Here is a 25381-nt window from a genome sequence, read left to right on the forward strand (position 1 = left end):
TTTGTAAGGAAATTATGAAACAGATACAACCTAAGCGTATTACAAATCCCTCAAACTGTGGAGAAGAAATTGCTGCCAAGGAAAGGATATAATAAGGATTTTCTCCTTGAATCTATTATGTACTCTTCTGACGCTGACTATATTGGGAGTGACAGCGAAAGTGAAGATAGTGAAGATGACGATTCTTATGCATCAATACTCTTGTTAAAAATTAAAGAACCGGAATGCAAAATTCATTTAGATTTAGTTAGTATATTACATATGTGCTACCAAGCAAATGTTAGAGAACAAGCAGAAAATGCGGAGGTTTCTAATTTAGACAATGAAAAGCAGGTAATTAAATGTAGTACAACTCCAACAATTCTGTACCGAAAGTTCAATTGAATCTATGATAACATCAACATCAAAAAATAACATAGATGCTGACAAAATTATCTTACCTTGTCCTTCTGTAGAATAACAAAGACAATTAGGGAAATTATATCGTTCTGAAAGTGATGGAGCCGGTGCAAATATAATTAAAATTTTTAAAGAGCTTTACCCTTACTAATTCTGACAATGGTAACATTGGAATAGTAATATTATTAGGTGATGAAAAGGGGTCATATGGCGACCTAAATCTATGGGATATTTAAAAATTTATGAGTTTGCAGAGATAATCTAGCACCGCTTTCTAATGCTAATTTTACTGCTAACTCATTATTTTCGCTATTAAGTCTTTGGTTGTTTTGATCCATAGGTTGAATAAAAACCGGTATATTATAAGAAGTTTGCCCTACTTCCGGTATGAGACTATATTCTAAAATATTTTTAGCAACGATAAATTTCACCGCACTAATTTTAGGCAATAAATCTTCTCTTATTTTACTATAACCGGTTTTACCTACCTTCGGCGAACAAATTATAGACACTTCTTTCGGCAAAGAACGATATAACGTACCGTTAGTCTCTATTTGAACTTTAACACCTCGGTCTAATAACTGCTGACATAATAACTCTATAGGTTGACGCATCGGCTCACCGCCGGTTATTACTACTAAACTAATCGATTTTTCATTGTTAGAATTTAATGCCAGGCTTTCTACTTTATTCAAAATTTTATTTATATCTACTAAATCAAAATCTTCAAACTCCGTATCACAAAAATTACAAGCAAGATTACATCCTCCAAGCCTAATAAAGATCGCAGGATAACCTACAAAAATGCCTTCCCCTTGTATAGTCTTAAAAATAGACTGTACCTCTAACTGAGTACCATCACCGTTTAATATGCTTCTTTTAGGATTTTGTCCAAACATTTTTAAATTATTATCGATTGATTAAAAACATTATAGTACATTTTTATAAAAAAATCTTGCAATAACTAATAAAAAACACTATTCTAGGTTTCATCGGTAATGTGGCTTTGGTATGCCTAATGTTTTACCGTTTAAACCTAGAAATACCAATTATAAGGAACAATATGCCTAAATTAAAAACAAAATCTGCCGTAAAAAAACGTTTTAAACTTACTGCTAGCGGCAAGGTTATTGCATCTCAAGCAGGTAAAAAACATTTTATGCGTCGTCGTACTAAAGCTCAAATTCGTAACCTTAGAGGCACTACAATACTTTGTCCTCAAGACGGATATAATATTAAAAAATATTTTTTACCGTACGGTATATAATTAATTAACTAGGAGCTAAAGCAATGACACGTGCAAAATCAGGGAAAATTTCCAAAAACCGACATAAAAAAATCCTTAAATTAGCTAAAGGCTATAGAGGTAGAGCAAATAGCTGTTTTAGAGTAGCTATTGAAAAAGTAGAAAAAGCCCTCCAATATGCTTATAGAGATCGTAGAAACCGTAAACGTGATTTTAGAGGTTTATGGATTCAAAGAATAAATGCAGCAGTAAGAGAACATGGGCTTGTTTACTCTCAATTTATGGGAGCTCTTAAAAAAGCAGAAATCGATATAGATCGTAAAGTACTTGCAGAACTTGCCGTCAATAACAGTGACGGATTTGTAAGTATCGTAGAAAAAGCAAAAGCACATATTTAAGTATTTAATTTCATCCCGTGGTCAAGCCACGGGATGACATATTTATAATAATTAATTTTTATTTTCGTTCGGTATAAATATTATGAAACGTACATTTCAACCTAGTAATTTAGTTAGAAAAAGAAGACATGGTTTTAGATCTAGAATGGCTACTCCAACCGGAAGAGCAATCTTAAGAAAACGTCGTGCTAAAGGTAGACATAAATTATCTGCTTAAAATAATCTGACTTATCAAATTGTCTATTACCTCTTTAAAAAATCAAAAAGAATTTGAGCTTATAAATAAGCTTGGAAAGAAGTTTCATGAAAGATATTTTATTTTGGTAATCGCCACAAAACTTCCAGAAATCTTCCTTGAATCAAAATATAACACCTTTTTAGGAATCAAAGTGAGCAGAAAGCTAAATAAAAAAGCCGTAGTTCGCAACAAAATTAAAAGGCGTATACGACATCTAATTAGAATTATTGTTAGTGATCCTCGCTTTAAGGCTATAAAATTTGCAATGATTATTATTCCGAGAAAAGGATTTGAAGAGATAAACTTCTCACACTTGAATTATGAATTAAGTAAAGTAATTCTAAGAAATATTTAGATTTTATTAGATCTATTCAGAAACTCGCTTATAGATAGGAATTTGAAGGAGACACGGAACGCAGAACCACAGCATACAAAAGAGTACTTGAGGATTCGAGTACCGGATCGACGTACAAATTACCTCTAGAAGTAGAGTTTCCGAAGCTGTCTTTTAAAACCAACAAAATAAATTATAAATTTCAGCAGATACGGGACATTAAAAATATATTCTAATAATTCGCGTAGATAACGATCAGACAAAATAGCATTCACTATACATATTAAAGAAACCCAAAAAGAATATCTAGCTAATTTCTGCAACCAAAATTTAATATTTCTATATCGTATTTAAGTAATATAGTCGTATTATCATCAAGTAAACCGGCATTATTCCATTCATTTAATGCTAAAAAAAGTCTCTTTGCCTGTAATTTAGCAATTTTCATAAGTTAATCTAAATATCTCCAAAATTTTAATAAAAAGATATTGTTAATATAAAATATGTCAAGCATTACTAGATTCTGTGGACAAACTACCTTTAAAAGGAGTATGTGCAATAAGTCTAATGAGTATATAAGCAAATAAGTTTTGTTACTCATTACTTTAATTCTTTCTTTAGACAAAATAAGTATTGTTTTTGAGAAGAGATATAGGAAATTGAAAAAAGAAAAGAAATTATAGTCTTAAAAGCAAACAATTAGTTAAAGATAGTGACAGTAAATATTTGGACTGAGTAATTACTTATATTTGTATAAGTAATATACTAAACTTAGTCTTTAAGGAGGTAATCCAGCCGCAGGTTCCCCTACGGCTACCTTGTTACGACTTCACCCCAGTCGCTAATTTTACCGTGGTTGGCTGCCTCTTGCGTTAGCTCACCACCTTCAGGTAAAACCAACTCCCATGGCGTGACGGGCAGTGTGTACAAGGCCCGAGAACGTATTCACCGCGGCATGCTGATCCGCGATTACTAGCGATTCCAACTTCATGCTCTCGAGTTGCAGAGAACAATCCGAACTGAGATGTCTTTTAGGGATTTGCTCCACGTCGCCGTCTTGCTTCCCTCTGTAAACACCATTGTAGCACGCGTGTAGCCCAACCCGTAAGGGCCATGATGACTTGACGTCGTCCCCACCTTCCTCCGGCTTATCACCGGCAGTTTTCTTATAGTTCCCGGCATGACCCACTGGCAAATAAGAATGAGGGTTGCGCTCGTTGCGGGACTTAACCCAACATCTCACGACACGAGCTGACGACAGCCATGCAACACCTGTGTGTGGTCCAGCCGAGCTGAAGAAAAGCATCTCTGCAATTCGCGACCACCATGTCAAGGGTTGGTAAGGTTTTTCGCGTAACATCGAATTAAACCGCATGCTCCACCGCTTGTGCGAGCCCCCGTCAATTCCTTTGAGTTTTAATCTTGCGACCGTACTCCCCAGGCGGAGTGCTTAATGCGTTAGCTGCGAAACCGAAAGAGAATCTTCCGATATCTAGCACTCATCGTTTACGGCGTGGACTACCAGGGTATCTAATCCTGTTTGCTCCCCACGCTTTCGTGCATCAGCGTCAGTTGTAGCCCAGATGACCGCCTTCGCCACCGGTGTTCCTCCTAATATCTAAGAATTTCACCTCTACACTAGGAATTCCATCATCCCCTACTACACTCTAGATTAGTAGTTTTGAAAGCAATTCCGAGGTTAAGCCCCGGGCTTTCACTTCCAACTTACTAAACCGCCTACGCACTCTTTACGCCCAGTAATTCCGAACAACGCTAGCCCCCTCCGTCTTACCGCGGCTGCTGGCACGGAGTTAGCCGGGGCTTTTTCTGCAAGTAACGTCATTATCTTCCTTGCTAAAAGAGCTTTACAACCCTAAGGCCTTCATCACTCACTCGGTATTGCTGGATCAGGCTTGCGCCCATTGTCCAATATTCCCCACTGCTGCCTCCCGTAGGAGTCTGGGCCGTGTCTCAGTCCCAGTGTGGCTGATCATCCTCTCAGACCAGCTACAGATCGTCGGCTTGGTGAGCCATTACCTCACCAACTACCTAATCTGACGCGGGCTCATCCATCAGCGATAAATCTTTCCTCCGTAGAGAATATACGGTATTAGCTTTTATTTCTAAAAGTTATTCCGTACTGATGGGTAGATTCCCACGTGTTACTCACCCGTCTGCCACTAACTAATTGGAGCGAGCCCTAATTAGTCCGTTCGACTTGCATGTGTTAAGCATACCGATAGCGTTCGTTCTGAGCCAGGATCAAACTCTCAAGTTTGATTCTGTCAGTTTTACTTTAAAAATTGACAGGTTAATTATCACTTTTGTGATATGTACATGTTTACTGTCACTATCTATATCTAATTATTTACTTTTAAAAACAGCTGCGACTTTTGTTCATTTATCGCTTTGGATATGTGTAGTTATATGCAATATCATCAGCTATGTCAACTACAATTTTGAAATTATTTTATTTTTGTTCTATATATCTAATTTAGATCCTTCTTTAACGGTTTATAATCATTACAAAACTTTAGTTAAAATCTAGTCGCCGGTCATGCTCATTATATACTTCGCAGATGTCTATTACTCATTGATATAGTATTTATAAATAGCTATCTCAATCATAATTTTTCATGCTCATATAAAATATCATGAATAATTTGTAAATTCTTAACAGCATCAAGACCATCTAGTGGAGCAACTAAAGCTTTCCATAAAGCCCAATCTCGTGCTCTTGCCCAAGTATCATCATCTAATGCTAGCTGTTCTTTAAAAATTTCTCTTGCTTCATTTTGCAGGAAAGTCCAAATTATTACCAAATCACAAGCAGGATCACCAATACCCATACCTCCAAAATCGATTACTGCATTAAGCTTACCATTTTTTATAATAATATTACCGCTTGCAAAATCACCATGAATCCATACAGTTTTTTATTCCACTGAGAATTTAATGCTTTTTCCCAAACAGATAGAACTTTATCTGCATCAACCAAATCTTTTAAATTTTTAATTGCTATTTTTGTCGCAAGGTCATAAACTGCAAGATCACCTCCACGCCAAAAGTTATGAGTACCTGGAACAGGCCCTTCAATTATATTAATCGTATGTAATTCATTTAGAAATTTTGCTAGATCAGAAGCAATGAGAGATAAATTTAAGCTACTAGTATCAAAGCTATTTGCACTTTTTCCTTCAATCCATTTATATATTGACCAATTCCAAGGATAATTTTTTGAAGGTTTACCTAAAGCTCAAGGCTTAGGGATATAAAATGACAAGTTAGGTGCTAATATTGGTCACCATTTGTGTTCTTTTGAAACCGCACCTACATATTTTACTGCACTTGATCATCTAATTAACATTGCATCACCTAAATGAAAGGTGCTATTATCATGACCAATAAATTCAACCGGTTTGATAGGTAAATGAAACCATTTGGGGGATTGTTCTGCCATAAGCTCTTTTGCTAAAAACTCTGTGATGTCTACATTCATATTAGGTGATAAATAATTGATTCTAAATTTTCTTTAAGAACTTCATCCTCTAGTAAAATACTACATTTCCAAACGCTTAGCCTTTAAATCCAATTCTTTTAAATCAAATTTTATATCGATTATTGCTCCCTCTGCTTCTCTGTTTGCTATATCTAGAATGCCACAATGTTCTTCGACTATTCTTTTAACTATAGCAAGCCCTACTCCCATACCTTTACTGCTGGTCGTAACATAGCTTTCGGTAGCTTTGCCTATTAGCTCAGGCGGGAATCCTTTACCGTTATCCGTTACAATAACGCTAATAAAATCATCTTTAGCATCTATAGTAACTTCTATTTTCCCGGATTCTCGTCCTTCTATTGACTCTTCTGCATTTTTTAACAAATTGATCATAACTTGATTTATTTGGGTAGCATCACACATAAAATCAAATTGTTCTACGTTAGACTCAAATTTATACAAAATATTATCATTAAGTAATTTACGTGCTTCAACAATATGTTTAACTAAATAAACTAATTCACTCTTCGTAAATTTAGGAGCAGGAAGACGTGCAAAAAGAACAAATTCGGATACTATATTTTTAATATCGTTAGTATGGCGAATAATCATTTTTAAATAATTTTCAAATTCTACCCTTGCCTTAATTTCAGGGCTAAATTTCTTCAGCAATCTTTCAGAAGCAAGTAAAATAGGAGTTAACGGATTCTTGATTTCATGGGCTACTTTTTTTGCAACATCCGACCAAGCCATAGCCCTCTGTGCTATAACTAAATCACGCTGCTGGCGAGAAAGCTGCTTAATCATTCTATTAAATGCCACATAAAGCGTGCCTATTTCGTCTTTATCTACTTCATTTTCAGGCACTTGTACCGTTAAATCGCCGTCTTTAACTTTATCGGTTGCAGTAACTAATTTTTTAATAGGTTTTACTATTTTAGCAGTAAATATAACCCCGAAACTTATAGCGACAAAAAGAAGTAATAAGGCAATAAAGATAAACATTATAGAGAACTTAATCTGTATATTATCTATTTCATTTTTAAGGCTATTATACTCGGCAGCTGCTCCGTTAGTTGCATCTACATGGTCGATAATTTTATTATCTACTAATCTACCGACTAATAAATACACATCATTATACTCTTTTAATTTAATCAGCATCCTTATTTTGGTTGGATCGGATTTTACTTCCACCGGTTCACCTAAATCCGCTTTTTTAATTAAATGTGCAGGGATAGTTGCAAATGATAATGAAAAACTTAAATAACTATTAGCTACTATAGTATTAGTAGATTTGTTTAAAACTATAGCCTCATCAAGCGAACGCATCTCTGCTTCAGTATTAAGTGTTTTAGTAAATAAAGCGGGATTGTGAATTAAATCGTAATACATATCGCTTAAATCTTCAGCAACGGCTAAAGCCGTTTCTTTTAGCTGTAATTTATGTTCGGCAATATAAGATTCTGCAACTATCACGGATTGATCCAGAACCGTAGAAATCTTCTTATCAAACCAAGCTTGAACACTAAGATTAAAAAAATAAACAGAAAAAACCGAAACAATTATAGTTGGAATAGCTGCAACTAAACTAAAGGCAATTACAATACGATTTTGTAATTTAGAACTATCGTTATTATTATTTTTAGTAAAAAATTTTTGAGTTAGTAAAACACCTAAAATTAAAAAAATTGCTAAATCAACTAATAAAAATCCAATAATCGTACTAAAATTCTTTGATTCTAAAGATATCACATAAAAAGTAGCACAAGCAAAAATAATAGCTGCTGTTGCTAAAGTAAAAATTAGTACTCTACTAGAAAAATAAGAACGTAAATTTTGTTTAAGATAACTAAGCATAGAGAATGTTTATATGACTATAACAGTTCTTTATAACATAAAAAAAGCTAGAAATATTAATATTTCTAGCTTTATATTTAGTATGAAAATTGTTTGAAATTTTATTCATCAAACATTTTTTTACGAGCAAATTTTCTCTGTCTTCTCGCTGCTTCTTGTGCTTTACGCACACGCTTCGCTGAAGGTGTTTCATAATAACGCTGTTCTTTCATCTTACGAAAATAAAGCTCTCTTTGTAGCTTTTTCTTAAAATTCTTAAGCGTATTATCACAATTACCGGCGTGAACATTTACTAGTATCACTAAAATTACTCTCCTTAAAAGATATTAGATATTGTGGTTTATTGAACTATACCCTATAATTCAGTTATATGTCAAGGTTAAAAATATGAGCATTCAAGAAGAACACCTTATCAAAAAAATAAGCTTCGTACAATCTTTATTAGAATTATTACCGTTTAATGAATGGAATAATAAACTACTCGAAGAAGCAGAAGAAAAATGTGGTTTTGCAAAAGGCTATAGCTTAATAGTTTTTCCAGAAGGTTTATCTGAAATAGTAGGATTCTTGGAAGAGTATTTAGATAAAATGATGCTAGAAAGCTTAAAGATCATAGCAGAACCATTAAAAATAAGAGAGAAAATATCTTTAGCCGTAAAGATTAGGGTCAAAACCGTACTTCCTATTATTCATAGTAAGAATGCCGCTTATTTTGTATTAAACCCAATACAAGGAACTGAAGTTGCATTCCGTAGTTGTGATGCGATTTGGCGTTATGCCGGTGATAAATCTCTTGATTTTAACTATTATACCAAAAGAAGCTTATTGCTCGCGGTTTATGTTTCATCTATTCTTTTCTATATCCAAGACGAATCAGAAAATTATATTGAAACCGATAAATTTATTGAGACTGCTGTAGAAAATATAGTAAAAACTTTCTCACAAATGAAAAAATTACTCGCCCCTTCAAATATTCCCATAGTTAGAATGTTTATGTAGATATGCTTAATGGGTAATATTAACTCCATATCAAATATAAAAATGCTATGAAACTTATAAATAAAGTTAATAATGAATTACATTTAATCACTTGTCATAAGGCTGTAAAAAAAGCTCAAGCATTGTTTAAACAACATGGTTCTAAATCAGAATCATTTGTTGATGAATTTTTAAAGCAGAAATATCAAGAAGCGCATAAAGAAAATTCTAAATTTTAACTTGTAACCCAATAATGTCTTCTCATAACAATAATTCTTGATTCTTCTTCCTTGATGGCTTTACTTGCGGAAGACAAAGGACAGGGGAAAAATTATCCGATATATACAGCAGACAAAACTTGGGCTAGCTTACAATTAAGTTGCAATATTGTTTTGATTCGCTAATTCACATAATATGAAAACTCAATTTAAAAAAGAATGTTCTAATAAAGAACATGAGTTAATAATCAAGTTATCCCTATAAGTTATTTCGGTGAAAATTCAAAAACACTGAAGATACTTTTCTCTAAACTTGCTAAAGCGTACAAAAATAATTTAGATCGTCAAGAGAAGATAAATGATGACAAATATTATTCTTATAAAACAGAAAAGACATATGTAGGTTTAAAAGAAATCTCCTATACCGAAGAACAACAATATTTAGAAAAAGAGCTTATAGAAGGAACTAAACAAATCGAACCGAAGCTAATATATACTGATTCACCTAGGAAAAAATTAAAAACTTATGATGATATTTCTTTAGCAAAACCAATTTATATATCCAACTATTAAATTATAACGTATGTATATAAGGCAAATTAAGGGTTATGAACCAATTTATAAAAAAGCACAGATAGAGAAAGAGATGATAAAGAGCCGTACTGTTACTAAATATAAGAATGTACCTGAGTATAAAGAGATTCAAGTGAAAAAATTTAACGAAGTGAAATATAATAAAGATAACAATAAAGAATTTAATATTTAAAATTTGTGATTTTCTAGCTCTTATGAAAACTATTAATTTAGAGCAAAAACAAAAGCTCCTACTAAATTTAAGTAATAAAGTAGCAAGTGATGCTAAAGCACAGTGCCTTAGCGATTTAACAAAATATACTAGAGTTGAAGTAACGTTTAAATATTTAAACGAAGAGCAGAAATATTTAGGATACGAAGCACAAATATTATCGGTTTATGAAGCTGAAACGATAGGTAGTAACTAATAGTGAAATGAATTGAGTTAGACAAAATTTCTATATCATCTTTTAATCTGTAATACACCTTATTACTTTCTTAAATACCTTAAAAATTCTTGTATTATGACCTCTCTTGCATATAATTAAGATATTTTTAAAAATAATTTCTAAAATAATGACAAATACTAAATATTATCCTGAAGTTAGCTCGAATGCTGATTTTGCAGGCTTAGAGCGAGAGATACTAAAATTTTGGCAAGACAATAATATATTCCAAAAATCTATTGATGATAGGAACGGAGAGTCAGAATTTATTTTTTATGACGGCCCGCCTTTTGCAAACGGTTTGCCGCATTACGGTCATTTGCTTACCGGCTTTATTAAAGACGTATATGCTAGATACCAAACTGTAAAAGGTAAGAAAGTCGAGCGTCGCTTTGGCTGGGACTGTCACGGTCTTCCTGCTGAAATGCAATCAGAGAAAGAACTTGGAATTTCAGGGCGTCTTGCAATAACTAATTTTGGTATAGAAAAGTTTAATGCACATTGCAGAGCTTCGGTAATGAAATATGCTAATGATTGGGAAGAATATGTAACTCGTCAAGCAAGATGGGTGGATTTTAAAAATTCTTATAAAACGATGGATAAGAATTTTATGGAATCCATACTTTGGGCATTTAAGGAGTTATATAATAAGGGGTTATTGTATGAATCTATGCGGGTAATGCCTTATTCATGGGCATGCGAAACACCGCTTTCTAATTTTGAAACAAGACTTGATAATTCTTATCGTGAGCGAGCCGATAAAGCTGTAACGGTGAGTTTTGTACTATGTCATCCCGTGGCTATGACCACAGGATCTTTTAAAGAATACCGTATACTCGCTTGGACGACGACACCTTGGACATTGCCATCAAATTTAGCCTTAGCAGTCGGTAGTGATATAGATTATGCATTAGTCCCTAAAAATGATGTTTGTTATATAATAGCTGCCTCTTCCGTCTCTAAATATGCTAAAGAATTAGGACTTAGCGGTGAAGAAAATTTTGAGATAATTAAAGGCTCAGAACTTCAAGGATTGAACTATAAATCTTTATTCGACTATTTCGAAAATCATCCAAACAGCTTCAAGATATTTGCAGGCGATTTCGTAGTTGAGGGTGACGGCACGGGAGTCGTACATATGGCTCCAGGCTTTGGTGAAGATGACCAAATACTTTGTGAATCGAAAGGTATTGAGCTTGTTTGTCCTGTTGATAATAGCGGTAAATTCACTAAAGAAATTCCTGATTTAGAGGGCTTACAAGTATTTGATGCAAATGACAAAATAATAATCAAACTGAAAGAACAAGGAAATTGGCTAAAAACCGAGCAGTATATTCACAATTATCCTCATTGCTGGCGAACAGATACGCCTCTTATATATAAGGCTGTTCCGTCATGGTACGTAAAGGTTACGCAGTTTAAAGATAGAATGGTAGAGTTAAATCAGCAAATTAACTGGATACCTTTCCATGTTAAAGATAATTTATTTGGTAAATGGCTTGAAAATGCTCGTGATTGGTCGATAAGCCGTAATAGATTCTGGGGAACGCCGCTGCCTGTATGGAAGTCTGATGATCCAAAATATCCACGCATAGATGTTTACGGCTCTATAGAGGAATTAGAGAAAGATTTTGGTGTTAAAGTTACTAATTTACATCGTCCGTTTATCGATGAACTAACAAGACCAAATCCCAACGATCCAACCGGTAAATCAACAATGCGTAGAATAGAAGACGTGTTTGATTGCTGGTTTGAAAGCGGTTCAATGCCATACGGGCAAGCCCATTACCCTTTTGAAAATAAAGAGTGGTTTGAGGATCATTTTCCGGCTGATTTTATAGTTGAGTATTCAGCTCAAACACGCGGATGGTTTTATACTTTAATGGTGCTATCTACCGCTTTATTTGATCGCCCACCGTTTTTAAATTGTATATGCCACGGTGTAATTTTAGACGCTACAGGTCAAAAACTTTCAAAGCGTCTTAATAACTACGCCGATCCGCTGGAGCTATTTGATAAATACGGCTCTGACGCTTTAAGAGTTACGATGTTATCTTCAAACGTTGTTAAAGGTCAGGAGCTATTAATTGATAAAGACGGCAAAATGGTATTTGATACGCTTCGTCTATTTATCAAACCTATATGGAATGCGTACCATTTCTTTACGATGTATGCTAATGCCGATTCGCTTAAAGGCAAGCTTAATTTTAGCTCTAAAAACGTACTTGATGTTTATATATTATCTAAGCTTAAAATAGCCGTACAAAAAATTGAAGCGAGCTTAGATAATTTCGATACGCAAACAGCTTATCATGCAGTTTCAGAATTTTTTGAAGTGTTGAATAACTGGTATATAAGACGAAGCCGAGCTAGATTTTGGAAAAGCGAAAAAGATACAGATAAGCAAAATGCTTATAATACTCTATATTCATGTTTAGACACTATGGCTATTGCGATGTCGGCACTAGTACCTATGATTTCGGAAGCGATATATAAGGGATTACGTCATTGTGAGGAGCGTAACAACACGGCACTCTCAGGAAAATCAAACGTCATTGCGAGGAAAGACACCAGTCTTGACGAAACAATTTCAGGAGTATCTCATAAGAGTGCCACGGCACTTTCAGTGCCTCGCAATGACGCGATTAGCGTACATCTCTGCAACTACCCTACTCTCTCAGACTTTGAAATCAATCACGAGCTGGTTGCTACTATGGATAACGTGCTTGATATTTGCAGTAATAGCCTATTTATCCGAAGCACTGAAAATATCAGGGTAAGGCAGCCACTTGCTAGCATAGCTATTATCAGTAAACATAATAACAACCTCAAAGATTTTGAAGATTTAATTAAAGATGAAATTAATGTTAAGGCGGTCATTTATCGTGACGATCTAGAGAATTACGCAAGCAAAAAACTATCGATTAATTGCCCAATACTTGGTAAACGTTTGCCGCATAAAATGAAAGAGATTATAACCGCTTCTAAAAAAGGTGAGTGGGAAGCTATCGCAGGCGGTTTAGCTATATGCGGTGCAACCTTAAATAGTGACGAATATAAGCTAGTTTTAGAACCGTATTCACATATCAAAGGAGCAGCAAGTTTTGAGAATAATAGTAGCTTGTTAATACTTGATTTAGAGCTAACACCTGAGTTAATAGAAGAAGGATACGCAAGAGACATTGTACGCTTTATACAACAGGCTCGAAAAGATGCTGATTTCTCTATCACTGACAGGATTTTAATTGAGATAATAAGCGAGTTTGATTTATCTAAGATAATTGATAATTATGGAGACTTTATTAAAGAACAAACTTTAGGCGAGTTTGCTAAAAATTTCATGCCTGATTATGTAAGTAAAGTAGAATTAGGGAACCATCAAATACAACTTAAAGTTAAGAAATCGTAATTTTTTACTATCGATTAAGATATTGATAATTTACTTAAATTAATCTATAGTACTAGTACGCACGCTATAAATTAATTGAAGGTAAATTATCATGCACAACTCCTCCACAGCTCCGGGGGGTTCTAAAATTAAAAGAACTACTAAAACAGAAAATGTAATAACTCTAGGGTATTTAAAACAATATTTTGATGCGCTTCATCCTAAAAACGGGACAGCATTAAATATAAGCAAATCTTTTTTAAAGCAATAAACGAAAATAAGCTTGAAATAATTAAAAAATTTTTGAAATATACGGTTTTGATGTTAATACTGAATATCGTTTTAACACACCATTAAGTACCGCAAATTTAAAAAATAGAAAAGAAATTACAAAGTATCTTTTATCTAAAAATGCTAATTTAGATGTAGCTCTAGAAATAGCAATAATATACGGTAATTTAAATGCGGTAAAAACATTATTAGAAGCAGGAGCAAAAAGATTAACGGCAATCAAGATGTATCACCTTTAATGCTTGCATCAGAGCATAGACAGGTCACAATAGTAAAATACTTACTTAAACACGGTGCTAACTATAACGTTAAAGGATGGGAAAAAGATAACTTACATAGCGATGTATCGTATCAACTAACTCAAATCACTAAGCTTTCTACATTGTGTGAAAAAGCTAATAATCCTAACCACAAATATATATTAGAGAGGATATTAAAAACAAGTATATCATCACATGATGACGGATATAAAAATTTATCATCAGAACAAATAAAACAAAAATTTTCTAAATTCAAAAAACAACTATCTAAAGATTTACAAAATTTTGCAGAAATTAAAGCACTGTTAGAAGATTATTCTCGCGGGAAGAAAATTCCAATAAATACAAATACTGTGTAGAAGACGAGGGCTATGTTTCTAATTTTAAGGTTGAAACTGCAAAACCTAACACAGGCTCTAGGTTAGAACATACTCATCAAGTATATTTCGCACTTTTGCCCTTGAGGGACTTGATGAAGAAACATCTTTAGGCGGTGATATAAAAATATTTGATTCTAAGCTTTAATAATGTCATTCCTACAATAAGATTGCTTCATTGCCTACTCTTATGTCATTCCCACATAGGCGTTGTTGCGTGGACCAGTTCCCTAATTTTTACCCTGTGGCTTGTCCACAGGGTCTAGTTAAAAATACTAATATTATTAGTATTTTTAACTAGAGTGCTTCATCAAAACTTACAATTTTTCCTCGCAATGACGACAAAACCTCTTGCACATTTATTAGATACATATATATTACCATGAAACATGAGAATTATATTTCGTGGTAATATATACTTTTTTATAAAAAAAATCTAATCAAAATACGGAGGAACCATGGCTCATCCAAATCTTACGGAAGGAAATAATTATTTTAGGAATGAAAAATATAAAGAAGCTATAGACATGTATAGTAAAATACACAAAAGCTCTAATTATTATAAGGAAAATTAAATTAATCTATTTTTGTTCTTCTTTGCTGCAAATTATAAGATTGTTTTGAAATAAGAACAACTATTACTGCAAACATCTTATTAATTTTCGCTACAAAATATCTGAAAATATAAATAATTGAATTATCATTTACAGAACCTAGTATATCAAGCAAATTCTAATAATACCTGCCCTCTTACAACATTCTCCTTTTCATTAACAAAAATTTTAGCTATTTTACCGTCTCTTTCGGCAAGAATCAGGTTTTCCATTTTCATAGCAGTTAAAATCATAATTTCTTGTCCTGCTGTCACTTCCTGCCCTTCTTTCACCTTGATCGCAGCAATCTGACCGTTTAGAGGAGCTTGTAGTTCGGAACTTTCTTCCACCACTACTTTTGAGACCATCAACGCTTCAAGTTCTGATATACGAGGAGAACGTACAAAGGCTTTTACGCTAATACCGGCATGTGATAATAAATAACCGGTTCTGATATTCTCAATTTTTACATTTGTCTTTTTACCGTTAATTATAGCCGTAAAAAGTTCATTACCTAAATTCCAGTTACTACGAATATATATTCTATCGCTTTCGTGACGAATATTATAGCCGTTTTCAACAGGTGTAATTAATACGGGAAATAGTTTATCATCGATAGTTACTACCCATCTTGTACCTATTTTGTTAGCCTGATTGTTAATATTGCCAGAAATTAAAGAAGCACGTCTTTGCTCCGATATATAAATAAAAATAGCCGTTGCTAAAAATACGGTAGTTACTTCTGAAGTTAAACTAGCTCCGGAAAAACCGTCAGGATATTCTTCTTGAATAAAGGCAGTAGAAATATCACCACTAACAAAGCGTGGATGTAGTATTACCGCTTCTAAGAAACCAATATTATGAGCAATACCGTTAATTATATAAGAACTCAAAGCAGAATGCATTAGCTCAATTGCCTGCTCTCTTGTTTCACCGTAAGTACATAATTTTGCAATCATTGAGTCATAAAACATACTTACTTCGCCGCCAAGCCCAATCCCTGTATCGATACGGATATTAGGACTCTTTGCAGGTTCGGAATAAGCTATAATTCTACCGCTAGAAGGTAAGAAACCTCGGCTTGGGTTTTCAGCACAAATTCGTGATTCAAATGCCCAACCTTTTAATTTTACATCATCTTGCGTAAATGATAATTTCTCGCCGGCTGCGATTTGTATCATCTCTTCAACGATATCTATACCGGTAATTAGCTCAGTAACAGGATGCTCGACTTGCAACCTAGTATTCATCTCTAAAAAATAGAAATTTTTATTGCTATCTACTATAAACTCAACGGTACCGGCCGAATAATATCCCACTTTTTGAGATAAGGATATTACCTGCCGATACATTTCTTGCCTTATATCTTCAGTAATAAAAGAACTTGGTGCTTCTTCAATTACTTTTTGATGGTGACGCTGTATTGAACATTCCCGCTCTCCGAGACATACACTATTGCCGTATTGATCGGCAATTAGCTGAATTTCGATATGACGGGGAGTTTGAATTAACTTCTCAATAAATAATCTATCGTCACTAAAACTATTGGCTGCTTCAAGCTTGGCCGACTCAAAAGCATTGGCCATTTCAGCGGGATTATTCACTACTCTCATACCACGCCCACCGCCGCCGGCAGCCGCTTTTACTATTACCGGGAAACCAATCTCTTTAGCAATATCTATAGCTTGTTTAACATCGTTTATAGTTCCCATATAACCCGGTACGGTGCTAACTCCGGCTTCTATCGCTATCTTTTTTGCTTCGATTTTATCGCCCATTTTTTTAATAGTTCCGGCACTCGGTCCTATTAAAACGACACCTTCCCTTTTAAGAATATTGGCAAAATTTGGATTTTCTGATAAAAAACCGTAACCTGGATGTACTGCACTTGCGCCACTTTCACGAATCGCTGAAATAATATTTTTAATAGATAAATAACTTTCCGTTGCAGGGGAATCACCTATATAATAAGCCTCATCTGCATGCTGCACATACATTGAGTTTGTATCTGCTTCAGAATATACTGCAACCGACTTTATCCCCATCTTTTTTAAGGTACGTATTATCCTAACGGCGATCTCGCTACGATTAGCAATTAAAATTTTATCAAATAATGGTTTATTCATAGTTTTTTGTATCCTAATGTCACCCCGTGGCTTGACCACGGGGCCTTGCGTCACAGACTGTATTCTGAGACCCCGTGGTCAAGCCACGAGATGACAGCTAAAGCGGCAAATTATCATGCTTCTTCCAAGGCAGTTCTACTTTTTTAGTACGCAGGAAATTTAACGCCTTACATATTCGCCATCTGGTATTTTGCGGTCTTATAATATCATCCAAATATCCCCTAGATGCCGCAACAAAAGGCGAAGTTACTACTTTCCTATATTCATCGATTTTTTGTTTTTTAGCTTCAGGGTTTTTACATTCTTCCTTAAATATTATCTCGGCTGCTCCCTCTGCCCCCATAACAGCAATTTCCGAATTAAACCAAGCATAGTTTATATCGCCTCTAAGATGCTTGGAGTTCATAACTATATAAGCGCCTCCATAAGCCTTACGGGTAATTACAGTAATCTTCGGCACTGTAGCTTCCGCATAAGCGTATAACAGCTTAGCCCCGTGTTTAATAATACCGTCATGCTCTTGGGATGTACCAGGCAGAAATCCAGGCACATCAACAAGGCTTACTATAGGAATATTGAAAGCATCACAAAATCTAATAAATCTTGCTGCTTTTCTTGAGGCGTTTATATCTAAACATCCTGCTAAATGCAAAGGCTGATTAGCCACAAATCCTACCGGATAACCTTCCATATAACCAAAGCCAATAATGATATTCTTAGCAAAATCAGGTTGTAATTCAAAAAATTCTCCCTCATCAACGATACGCTCAACAAGTTCTTTCATATCATAAGGCTTATTAGGAGTGTTAGGTATTAACGTGCTAAGAGACATATCAACTCTATCGGCAGGATCAACAGTCGAACGAACAGGAAGAGGACTACGATTGGATGACGGAAGGAAATTAAAGAATTTACGAATTTCAAGCAATGTTTCTATATCATTGTTGAATGCAAGATCGGCAACGCCGCTTTTAGTGGTATGCATCCTAGCGCCACCGAGCTTTTCTTGGCTTACTTCTTCACCCGTAACGGTTTTTACTACATCGGGACCGGTGACGAACATATAAGAACTATTCTTAACCATAAATATAAAATCGGTTAAGGCAGGAGAATATACCGCACCACCGGCACAAGGTCCCATAATTAGGGTAATTTGAGGGATGACACCTGACGCTAAAACATTACGCTGAAATAATTCACCGTATCCGGCCAGAGCATCAACCCCTTCTTGAATTCTTGCTCCCCCTGAGTCGTTAATACCGATTACGGGAGCACCGGTTTCTATAGCTTGATCGATAATATCGCAGATTTTCTTAGCATGATATTCGCCGAGAGAACCACCGAGTACGGTAAAATCTTGGCTATAAATAAATACCAACCTACCGTTTATCGTACCATGTCCCGTTACAACGCCGTCACCTAAAAACTTTTTATCCTGCATCCCAAAATTATCGCATCTATGGGATACAAACATACCTGTTTCGGTAAAGCTATTCGGATCTAATAATACTTCTATGCGTTCTCGTGCAGTTAACTTACCTTTTTGATGTTGTGCATTGATCCTAGCTTCACCGCCCCCTTGCCTTGCAATACTTCTTCTCTCATCCAGTAACTCAGGAGAGATTATATTACTTTGATTCATAGATTATTTATAGTTTTATTTTCTAAAATATCCATAATATAATATAATAATGCTACTGTGAAAAGATAATTATTTATGTCATCTACCAAAGATATCAAAGAAGCACCGAAAAAAGCCAAATCACCGGCTAAATTTGATAATTTATCAACTGCCTTAAAAAAGAATTTACAAAGAAGAAAGAAAGTTAAAACGAAAGATACTACAAGCCAAGCTTTATCTGCATTACAAACAATAGTAAAAACTTACACTGATTCTACAGACGAAAAAATTTCTCTTGTAGATGAATTAATAAAATCAAGACGCTTAGAAACAGAAAGTAAATAAGCACCACATTTGACATATTAATATAAATTGCTAATATTTGGGGAATTTAGGTTTTGTTGCATAGCTCGCTTATGTCATTCCCGCATAAGGCGGGAATCCAGGGTAAAGCGAGATAAATCGAGTTTTTAGTTTTAAAAACTTACTGTACTTATATTTTTAATTACTGGATTCCTGTTTTCACGGGAATGACATAAGAGTCACCTAACAAATTGGCATTTAAAATATTTTATATCATGGATACAAACAAATTATATCTTTTCAAAGATAGACGATTTTTACCGAATTTTATAGTGCAGTTATGCGGTTGTCTTAATGATAATATATTAAAAAATGCTCTGGTAATCCTTATAACTTATGGTATTTCAGGAGCTTTAAGTAAATATAATAATCTACTTGTTTTAATTGCTAATGCTATTTTTGTATTACCTTTTATAATATTCGCAAGCATAGCAGGACAAATTGCCGATAAATATGAGCGTGCAAATCTGATTAAAATTATTAAGATTTGTGAAATCGGTATAATTGCCTTTGCAATTTACGGATTTCATCACAATAATCTGCTAATCCTGTTTTGTTCTATTTGCTTAATGGGTATACATTCTACTTTTTTCGGTCCAATCAAATATAGCGTATTACCTGATAACCTAAATAAAGATGAACTACTTGGAGCTAATGGCTTTGTTGAAGCCGGAACTTTTATCGGTATTTTTATCGGTACTATAATCGGCAGCTATTATACAATCAGCAATAATTTTATAATTTATTCCTTAATTACCATCGCTTTTCTTGGCTTTATTACAAGCCTTTTTTCCCCAAAATCTAAAAATGCAAATCGTAATATTAAAATAAATTTTAATATTATAGATGAAAGCATAAATATGATTAAATATGCCAAAGCGAAAAAACAGATATATTTAGCTATACTTGGTATTTCATGGTTTTGGTTTATCGGAGCTGCTATAATTTCTCAAATACCTTCACTTGCTAAGATAACTTTTAAAGCTGATGAGAATGTTGCTAATTTATTTTTAGCGGTTTTCTCGCTTGGTGTTGGGGGTGGTTCGTTTTTATGTAGCAAAATATTTGAAGATGAGATTACCGTTAAATATCTATTTATTTCAGCCCTAGGCATTAGTATTTGCGGTATTGATTTGTTCTTTGCAAGTAGAATTAGCTCAGTTAACTACGAACCTACTCAGCTAAAAAGTATTTTAGTATTTTTATCGAAAAGACATAATTGGCGAATAGTTATAGATTTATTGTTCTTAGCGGCAATAGGCGGATTATATATCGTTCCTCTTTTTGCGATATTACAGCATTACGCAAACCCTGCTCATCGTAGTCGAATTATTGCCGTTAACAATCTTATCAATTCCATTTTCATGGTGGGATCAACAATAATTCTATCTTTATTATTTTACCTAAATCTCACTATACCCTGGATTATATTATTTATTAGCCTAGCTAATATAATCGTTACTATACATATTTACCGTTTAATACCTGAAGTTAAAATTATTCCGTTTAAGCTATTGCGAAGAATATTCCAAATCTGTTTTGATCTTATGTATAAGGTTGAAGTTAAAGGATTTGAAAATTTTCAAAAAGCAGGTAAAAAAGTAGTAGTGGTCGCTAACCATATTTCATATCTAGATCCGCCGCTAATTGCTACTTACTTACGAGCAGAAATGACTTTTGCAATTAGTCCCGATATACAAAAAATATGGTGGATTAAACCGTTTTTACGTATGGCAAGAACTTTGCCGGTTGATCCAAGTAACCCAATGGCAATAAAGACTTTAGTAAAAGAAGTACAAAAGGATCAGAAAGTAGCAATTTTCCCTGAAGGTAGAATAAGCGTTACCGGCTCTTTAATGAAAATATACGAAGGACCGGGAATGATTGCCGATAAAGCCGGTGCTACCATTTTACCGGTTAGAATAGATGGTACTCAATTTACTCATTTATCAAAATTAAAAAACATATTAAAAAGAAAAATATTTCCTAAAATTACTATAACCGTTTTACCGCCGGTAAAATTCGCTAATATGGATGCTATAAGCAATCAAGAACGACGCAGTTATATATCTAGGACTCTTTATGATATCATGGCTGACATGATGTTTGAGAGTTCAGACTATAAAAATACTGTATTCTCATCTCTTATAGAAGCTGCTAAAATTCATGGATTTAAGAAAAAAATAGTTGATGATTTTGAAAATAATGTGGTTACTTATCGAGATTTAATATTAAAATCTTTTATCCTAGGTGATTTAATCAAAAAGAATAATATCTTTGGCAGAAATTTAGGCTTAATGTTGCCTAATACCACGAATATGTTAATTACTTTTTACGCTATGCAATCTAGCGGTTATGTCCCTGCTATAATTAACTGGAGCAGCGGCATAAGTACTATTATTAACTCCTGTAAACTTGCACAAATTAAAGTAGTTTACACTTCAAAACAATTTATTGAGAAAGCAAATTTACATGAATTAATAACTAACTTATTAGATTTCGGTATTAAAATAATATATTTAGAAGATTTTAAAAATCAGATTGGTACAGCTCTAAAACTAAAAGCAAAAATAGGAAGTTATTGTGCCCAAACTTATTACAATTATTTTTGTCGTAATCGTGATGACGAAAAACCGGCAGTGATAATTTTTACTTCGGGTACTGAAGGTGAACCTAAAGCCGTATTATTATCTCACAGAAATTTACAAACTAATAGATATCAAATAACTGCTAAAGTACCTTTTAACCCTGAAGATATAGTATTTAATGCGCTACCGCTATTTCATTGTTTTGGTCTTAGTGGTGCAATTATTACAACTTTAAACGGTATTAAACTGTTTCTATATCCTTCTCCACTAAATTATCGTAGCATTCCTGAAGTTATATACGATATTGGAGCAACTATATTAATTTCTACCGATACTTTTTTAAATGGTTATGCTAATTACGCTCACCCATATGATTTTTACTCATTACGCTATATATTTGCCAGTAGTGAGAAATTAAAAGAATCTACAAGACAATTTTGGCTTAATAAGTACGGCATACGTATTTTTGAAGGATATGGGATTACAGAAGCCTCACCTATTATAGCTTGCAATACCCCTATGCATAATAAAGCAGGCACAGTAGGAAGATTATTACCGCAAATCGATTATAAGCTTGAGAAAGTAGAGGGAATAAATGAAGGGGGACGTTTATTCATTAAGGGTCCTAACATCATGCTTGGTTACTTGAACTTAGAAGGTCACCGTACTTATAAAGAATGGTACGACACAGGTGATATAGTCAAAATCGATTCTGAAGGATATATAACAATTTTAGGACGTTTAAAACGCTTTGCTAAAATAGCAAGGGAAATGATATCTCTTACAAAAATTGAAGAACTTGCAAGCGAAATTGATCCTGATTCCTTGCACTCTGCTATTTCTATTCCCGATAAAACGCACGGAGAAAAGATTATTTTACTTACTACCAGTTCTGATATAAATAGAGAGAACTTTGCAGATGCTGTATCTAAAGCTCAAATTTCTTTACTACATTTACCGGAAGTAATTATTACCGATACAGAAATACCTCTACTTACAAGCGGCAAAATTGATTATCTTGAGATTATGAAAAACGTGGATAGATTCTAACGTCATTGCAAGCGACTGCAAGGAGCGTGGCAATCTCAGGGATCTTGCCTGAGATTTCTTCATCGACGCCTATGGCGTCTTCTCACAATGATGGGAAAAAACGCCATACACAACAACGCTGGTCAAGCCACGGGGCGACATTTATTTTTTCTTTTGACTATTAATAGTAGCATTCAAAACTAATTTACACCACTTACCTAATAACTCTTGATCCTCCATAATTTCAGGTCAGTCACACCTTCCAATATGATAAAGTTACAAGTTTACCTTTACTTTGATATACAAATGACTCAGAACCGAAAGATTGAAAATATTCATAAGTGCTTAGGTCTGACTTAAAATATAATTCATTGCTCTTAATAATTCCTATCATAACACCACCCTTATATATACCATATCCACCAAACATTGCACGAACGGCTACTAAACCATATGGTTCTAACAATTCTTTGACATATTCAGTAAATTCATTTTTGTTCATAATAATCGCTTTAAATACAACAAACCATAAATAAACGTACCTAATATAATAAACAATGGAGTTAAAGGTAAATCAAAGTAGAAAGAGCTAAATGCGGCACAAAAATTAATAAATAAAGATATAAGAATTGATATTATAATCATCTGGGAGGGGCTATATGCTATAAACCGTGCAATCATTGCAGGAATAAGTAAAATAGCAGTTACCATAAGTACTCCGACAATCTTTATAGCAGAAAATACCGATAATGAGAGAAGAAGTAAAAATATTAGCTCAATAATATTAACTTTTAAACCTTTTATGATGGCAATATCTCTATTGATAATGATAAGAAGAATTTGATTATAAAAATATACTATAAAGCCTATAATAGTTATTAGCACTATTGCAAGTATCATCAAATCATTAAAAGATACGGATAAAATATCCCCAAACAACAAATTCACTATATTATTCTGTAAAGAAGTAAAATAATTAATAACTAAAGCAACAGCTAGCATAAAGCTAGAAATCAAATTAATCACTGCGTTTTTTTCAGCATTATTTTTAAAAATAAAAACAAAAAACGAAAACAGCATTGCAACTATTATGCCTGCATATATTAATGGAACATGTGCTATAATACTTATGCTAGCTACTAAAAAACTACTATGAGCAAGCCCGTCCCCGAAATAAATATATCTCTTCCATAAGGCAATGCAGCCAAGCGGGGCAAATATACAGCTAATTAAAATTAATGCTAGTATTATTAAAGTCATCTGAGTATATTATATATGTTTGTTGTATGGCCTCTTGTTATCCCGTGGCGTGACCACGGGATCTACTAAAGTTCTTAGGCTGTACTTATGGAGCCCGTGGTCAAGCCACGGGATGACATTGGAAAGAATCATAGACTATGTCTTCAATCGATAAAAAAGAATTAGAAAAATTTGAGAAAATTTCTCATAATTGGTGGAATAAGGACGGAGAATTCGGTATCTTACACCGAATAAACCCTATTCGCCTTGAATATATAATAGAGAAAATAACTACGCATTACAATAGACACCTTTCCAAACTTGCTTATAGAGAGGAATTTGTAGGAAACATGCAGCACAGCACCGCAGCGTACATAGAAGTACGGGAGGATGCGACGAGCAACGGACTGACGCACAAATTACCTCTAGAAGTAGAGTTTGAGAAGATGTCTAACGATATTTCTAAATTAGAAATATTAGACGTCGGTTGTGGTGGGGGGTTAATTGCAACGCCTTTAGCGGCTCAAGGTTTTAACGTTACAGCCATTGATGCACTGCAAAGTAATATTGAAACGGCAACTGCTTATGCTAAGGGAAACGGCGTAAAGATAAATTATTTAAAATCTACTATAGAAGAATTAGAAAGTGACCAGCTATATGATGTGGTAATTTGTCTTGAGGTTATTGAACATGTAGAAAACGTACAGCAATTTATACTAAATTTGGTGAAGCATATTAAGCCAAACGGTATGGCAATAATTTCTACGATTAACCGTACTAAAAAAGCTTATATACTTGGAATAATAGTTGCCGAATATATTTTAGGTTGGGTACCAAAAAACACTCATGATTATAGCAAATTCCTAAAACCGTTGGAAATTTACGAAATGCTTACGGATACCGAAATTGAAATTAAAGAGCTGAAAGGCTTGGTATATGATCTGGCTAAAAATGAGTGGAAATTAAGCGATGATATAGATGTAAATTATTTTATGTGTTTGGGGAGAAAGAGTATGTGTTATCCTAGCTAACTTGATCAGCCTTGTTGCATGAATACCGAATCGTCATTACGAGCGACTGTAAGTAAGGAGTGTGGCAATCCAGAAAAATAATAAAAAAATGCTAACTTTAGCATTTTTTACTGGATTGCTTCGTCAATTGCTATGCAATTTCCTCGCAATGACGCAAAAACTGATCCATACAACAAAGCCGACTTGATTGCAGGATCCCATTAAACATACTAATATTATTAGTATGTTTAGTTGTTTTCTGGATACCGTGGTCAAACCACAGTATGACACAGTTCTTAGTATATAT

Annotated in this window: 25 protein-coding genes, 1 rRNA gene and 3 pseudogenes; 18 read left to right on the forward strand and 11 right to left on the reverse strand. The window is 34.0% G+C overall.

Translation table 11 applies throughout. The features are described 5' to 3' along the window. Positions 1-117: 117 nt before the first annotated feature. Positions 118-384: a hypothetical protein gene (locus ACPKKV_RS06225; protein WP_392506728.1), complete on the forward strand. Its 267-nt coding sequence runs from the start codon at positions 118-120 to the stop codon at positions 382-384. 236 nt (positions 385-620) lie between these two features. Here ACPKKV_RS06225 and ACPKKV_RS06230 read toward each other — a convergent pair whose 3' ends face one another. Continuing rightward, positions 621-1298, reverse strand: coding sequence for a 7-carboxy-7-deazaguanine synthase QueE (locus ACPKKV_RS06230; RefSeq protein WP_392506730.1), 678 nt, complete (start codon positions 1296-1298; stop codon positions 621-623). A gap of 164 nt (positions 1299-1462) precedes the next feature. Here ACPKKV_RS06230 and rpmI point away from each other — a divergent pair, with 164 nt between their 5' ends. The 5 genes and pseudogenes from rpmI to ACPKKV_RS06255 all read left to right on the forward strand — a co-directional run bounded on the left by rpmI (position 1463) and on the right by ACPKKV_RS06255 (position 2851). Next, positions 1463-1666: a 50S ribosomal protein L35 gene (gene rpmI / locus ACPKKV_RS06235; RefSeq protein ID WP_392506731.1), complete on the forward strand. Its 204-nt coding sequence runs from the start codon at positions 1463-1465 to the stop codon at positions 1664-1666. A 23-nt stretch (positions 1667-1689) separates the two neighbouring features. Further along, positions 1690-2043 carry a 50S ribosomal protein L20 gene (gene rplT, locus ACPKKV_RS06240; protein WP_014392580.1) on the forward strand — a complete coding sequence of 118 codons (354 nt, stop codon included), beginning with the start codon at positions 1690-1692 and terminating at the stop codon, positions 2041-2043. 82 nt (positions 2044-2125) lie between these two features. Next, positions 2126-2260 carry a 50S ribosomal protein L34 gene (gene rpmH, locus ACPKKV_RS06245; RefSeq protein ID WP_011270688.1) on the forward strand — a complete coding sequence of 45 codons (135 nt, stop codon included), beginning with the start codon at positions 2126-2128 and terminating at the stop codon, positions 2258-2260. 19 nt (positions 2261-2279) lie between these two features. After that, entirely contained in the window at positions 2280-2636 is a 357-nt protein-coding gene (gene rnpA / locus ACPKKV_RS06250; RefSeq protein WP_392506732.1) for a ribonuclease P protein component, read from the forward strand. Positions 2637-2641: 5 nt separating this feature from the next. Further along, positions 2642-2851 (forward strand): annotated as a pseudogene (locus ACPKKV_RS06255) (palindromic element RPE1 domain-containing protein). Between the two features lie 74 nt (positions 2852-2925). Here ACPKKV_RS06255 and ACPKKV_RS06260 read toward each other — a convergent pair. The 6 genes from ACPKKV_RS06260 to rpsU all read right to left on the reverse strand — a co-directional run bounded on the left by ACPKKV_RS06260 (position 2926) and on the right by rpsU (position 8276). Beyond that, positions 2926-3063, reverse strand: coding sequence for a hypothetical protein (locus ACPKKV_RS06260; protein WP_392506733.1), 138 nt, complete (start codon positions 3061-3063; stop codon positions 2926-2928). Between the two features lie 331 nt (positions 3064-3394). Further along, positions 3395-4893 (reverse strand): 16S ribosomal RNA (locus ACPKKV_RS06265). A gap of 346 nt (positions 4894-5239) precedes the next feature. Then, on the reverse strand, positions 5240-5539 hold the full coding sequence (locus ACPKKV_RS06270) for a phosphotransferase (protein ID WP_392506878.1): 300 nt from the start codon (positions 5537-5539) through the stop codon (positions 5240-5242). 428 nt (positions 5540-5967) lie between these two features. Next, on the reverse strand, positions 5968-6114 hold the full coding sequence (locus ACPKKV_RS06275; RefSeq protein WP_392506734.1) for a hypothetical protein: 147 nt from the start codon (positions 6112-6114) through the stop codon (positions 5968-5970). Between the two features lie 60 nt (positions 6115-6174). Further along, positions 6175-7974, reverse strand: a complete 1800-nt coding sequence (locus ACPKKV_RS06280; RefSeq protein WP_392506736.1) for a sensor histidine kinase NtrY-like — start codon at positions 7972-7974, stop codon at positions 6175-6177. A gap of 101 nt (positions 7975-8075) precedes the next feature. Next, on the reverse strand, positions 8076-8276 hold the full coding sequence (rpsU, locus tag ACPKKV_RS06285; RefSeq protein WP_012148483.1) for a 30S ribosomal protein S21: 201 nt from the start codon (positions 8274-8276) through the stop codon (positions 8076-8078). Between the two features lie 85 nt (positions 8277-8361). Here rpsU and ACPKKV_RS06290 point away from each other — a divergent pair, with 85 nt between their 5' ends. The 8 genes and pseudogenes from ACPKKV_RS06290 to ACPKKV_RS06325 all read left to right on the forward strand — a co-directional run. Further along, positions 8362-8973 carry a COQ9 family protein gene (locus ACPKKV_RS06290; RefSeq protein WP_392506737.1) on the forward strand — a complete coding sequence of 204 codons (612 nt, stop codon included), beginning with the start codon at positions 8362-8364 and terminating at the stop codon, positions 8971-8973. Positions 8974-9020: 47 nt separating this feature from the next. Then, positions 9021-9191 carry a hypothetical protein gene (locus tag ACPKKV_RS06295; RefSeq protein WP_392506739.1) on the forward strand — a complete coding sequence of 57 codons (171 nt, stop codon included), beginning with the start codon at positions 9021-9023 and terminating at the stop codon, positions 9189-9191. A gap of 562 nt (positions 9192-9753) precedes the next feature. Next, the gene (locus ACPKKV_RS06300) at positions 9754-9936 is read left to right on the forward strand and encodes a hypothetical protein (RefSeq protein WP_392506740.1); all 183 of its coding nucleotides are present in this window, start codon (positions 9754-9756) and stop codon (positions 9934-9936) included. A gap of 22 nt (positions 9937-9958) precedes the next feature. Then, positions 9959-10171 carry a hypothetical protein gene (locus ACPKKV_RS06305; protein ID WP_392506741.1) on the forward strand — a complete coding sequence of 71 codons (213 nt, stop codon included), beginning with the start codon at positions 9959-9961 and terminating at the stop codon, positions 10169-10171. 148 nt (positions 10172-10319) lie between these two features. Then, on the forward strand, positions 10320-13598 hold the full coding sequence (gene ileS, locus ACPKKV_RS06310; protein WP_392506742.1) for an isoleucine--tRNA ligase: 3279 nt from the start codon (positions 10320-10322) through the stop codon (positions 13596-13598). Between the two features lie 91 nt (positions 13599-13689). Beyond that, positions 13690-13848: a hypothetical protein gene (locus tag ACPKKV_RS06315; RefSeq protein ID WP_392506744.1), complete on the forward strand. Its 159-nt coding sequence runs from the start codon at positions 13690-13692 to the stop codon at positions 13846-13848. 103 nt (positions 13849-13951) lie between these two features. Beyond that, positions 13952-14107 (forward strand): annotated as a pseudogene (locus tag ACPKKV_RS06320) (hypothetical protein); the annotation flags it as partial. Next, positions 14107-14301 (forward strand): annotated as a pseudogene (locus tag ACPKKV_RS06325) (ankyrin repeat domain-containing protein); the annotation flags it as partial. The pseudogenes ACPKKV_RS06320 and ACPKKV_RS06325, both read left to right, overlap by 1 nt. Positions 14302-15226: 925 nt before the next feature. Here ACPKKV_RS06325 and ACPKKV_RS06330 read toward each other — a convergent pair. Further along, the gene (locus ACPKKV_RS06330; protein ID WP_392506746.1) at positions 15227-17224 is read right to left on the reverse strand and encodes an acetyl-CoA carboxylase biotin carboxylase subunit; all 1998 of its coding nucleotides are present in this window, start codon (positions 17222-17224) and stop codon (positions 15227-15229) included. A 97-nt stretch (positions 17225-17321) separates the two neighbouring features. Continuing rightward, a complete protein-coding gene (locus ACPKKV_RS06335) occupies positions 17322-18866 on the reverse strand; it encodes an acyl-CoA carboxylase subunit beta (RefSeq protein ID WP_392506747.1) in 1545 nt (514 codons plus the stop codon). Positions 18867-18941: 75 nt separating this feature from the next. Between ACPKKV_RS06335 and ACPKKV_RS06340 the strand changes: the two genes are divergently transcribed. The 3 genes from ACPKKV_RS06340 to ACPKKV_RS06350 all read left to right on the forward strand — a co-directional run bounded on the left by ACPKKV_RS06340 (position 18942) and on the right by ACPKKV_RS06350 (position 23010). Then, positions 18942-19190 carry a hypothetical protein gene (locus ACPKKV_RS06340; RefSeq protein ID WP_392506748.1) on the forward strand — a complete coding sequence of 83 codons (249 nt, stop codon included), beginning with the start codon at positions 18942-18944 and terminating at the stop codon, positions 19188-19190. 233 nt (positions 19191-19423) lie between these two features. Then, positions 19424-22846, forward strand: a complete 3423-nt coding sequence (locus ACPKKV_RS06345; protein WP_392506749.1) for an acyl-[ACP]--phospholipid O-acyltransferase — start codon at positions 19424-19426, stop codon at positions 22844-22846. Between the two features lie 26 nt (positions 22847-22872). Continuing rightward, entirely contained in the window at positions 22873-23010 is a 138-nt protein-coding gene (locus ACPKKV_RS06350) for a hypothetical protein (RefSeq protein WP_424492216.1), read from the forward strand. A 68-nt stretch (positions 23011-23078) separates the two neighbouring features. On the opposite strand, the gene ACPKKV_RS06355 is transcribed toward ACPKKV_RS06350, so the two are convergent. Both ACPKKV_RS06355 and ACPKKV_RS06360 read right to left on the reverse strand, forming a co-directional pair. Continuing rightward, on the reverse strand, positions 23079-23327 hold the full coding sequence (locus ACPKKV_RS06355; protein ID WP_392506750.1) for a TfoX/Sxy family protein: 249 nt from the start codon (positions 23325-23327) through the stop codon (positions 23079-23081). After that, positions 23324-24085 carry a metal ABC transporter permease gene (locus ACPKKV_RS06360; RefSeq protein ID WP_392506751.1) on the reverse strand — a complete coding sequence of 254 codons (762 nt, stop codon included), beginning with the start codon at positions 24083-24085 and terminating at the stop codon, positions 23324-23326. The genes ACPKKV_RS06355 and ACPKKV_RS06360 overlap by 4 nt, the downstream gene beginning before the upstream one ends. Positions 24086-24222: 137 nt before the next feature. Between ACPKKV_RS06360 and ubiG the strand changes: the two genes are divergently transcribed. Then, positions 24223-25095 carry a bifunctional 2-polyprenyl-6-hydroxyphenol methylase/3-demethylubiquinol 3-O-methyltransferase UbiG gene (gene ubiG, locus ACPKKV_RS06365; protein ID WP_392506752.1) on the forward strand — a complete coding sequence of 291 codons (873 nt, stop codon included), beginning with the start codon at positions 24223-24225 and terminating at the stop codon, positions 25093-25095. Positions 25096-25381 lie beyond the last annotated feature (286 nt).

Source organism: Rickettsia finnyi, from assembly GCF_049668125.1.
GTDB classification, from domain to species: Bacteria; Pseudomonadota; Alphaproteobacteria; order Rickettsiales; family Rickettsiaceae; genus Rickettsia; species Rickettsia kotlanii.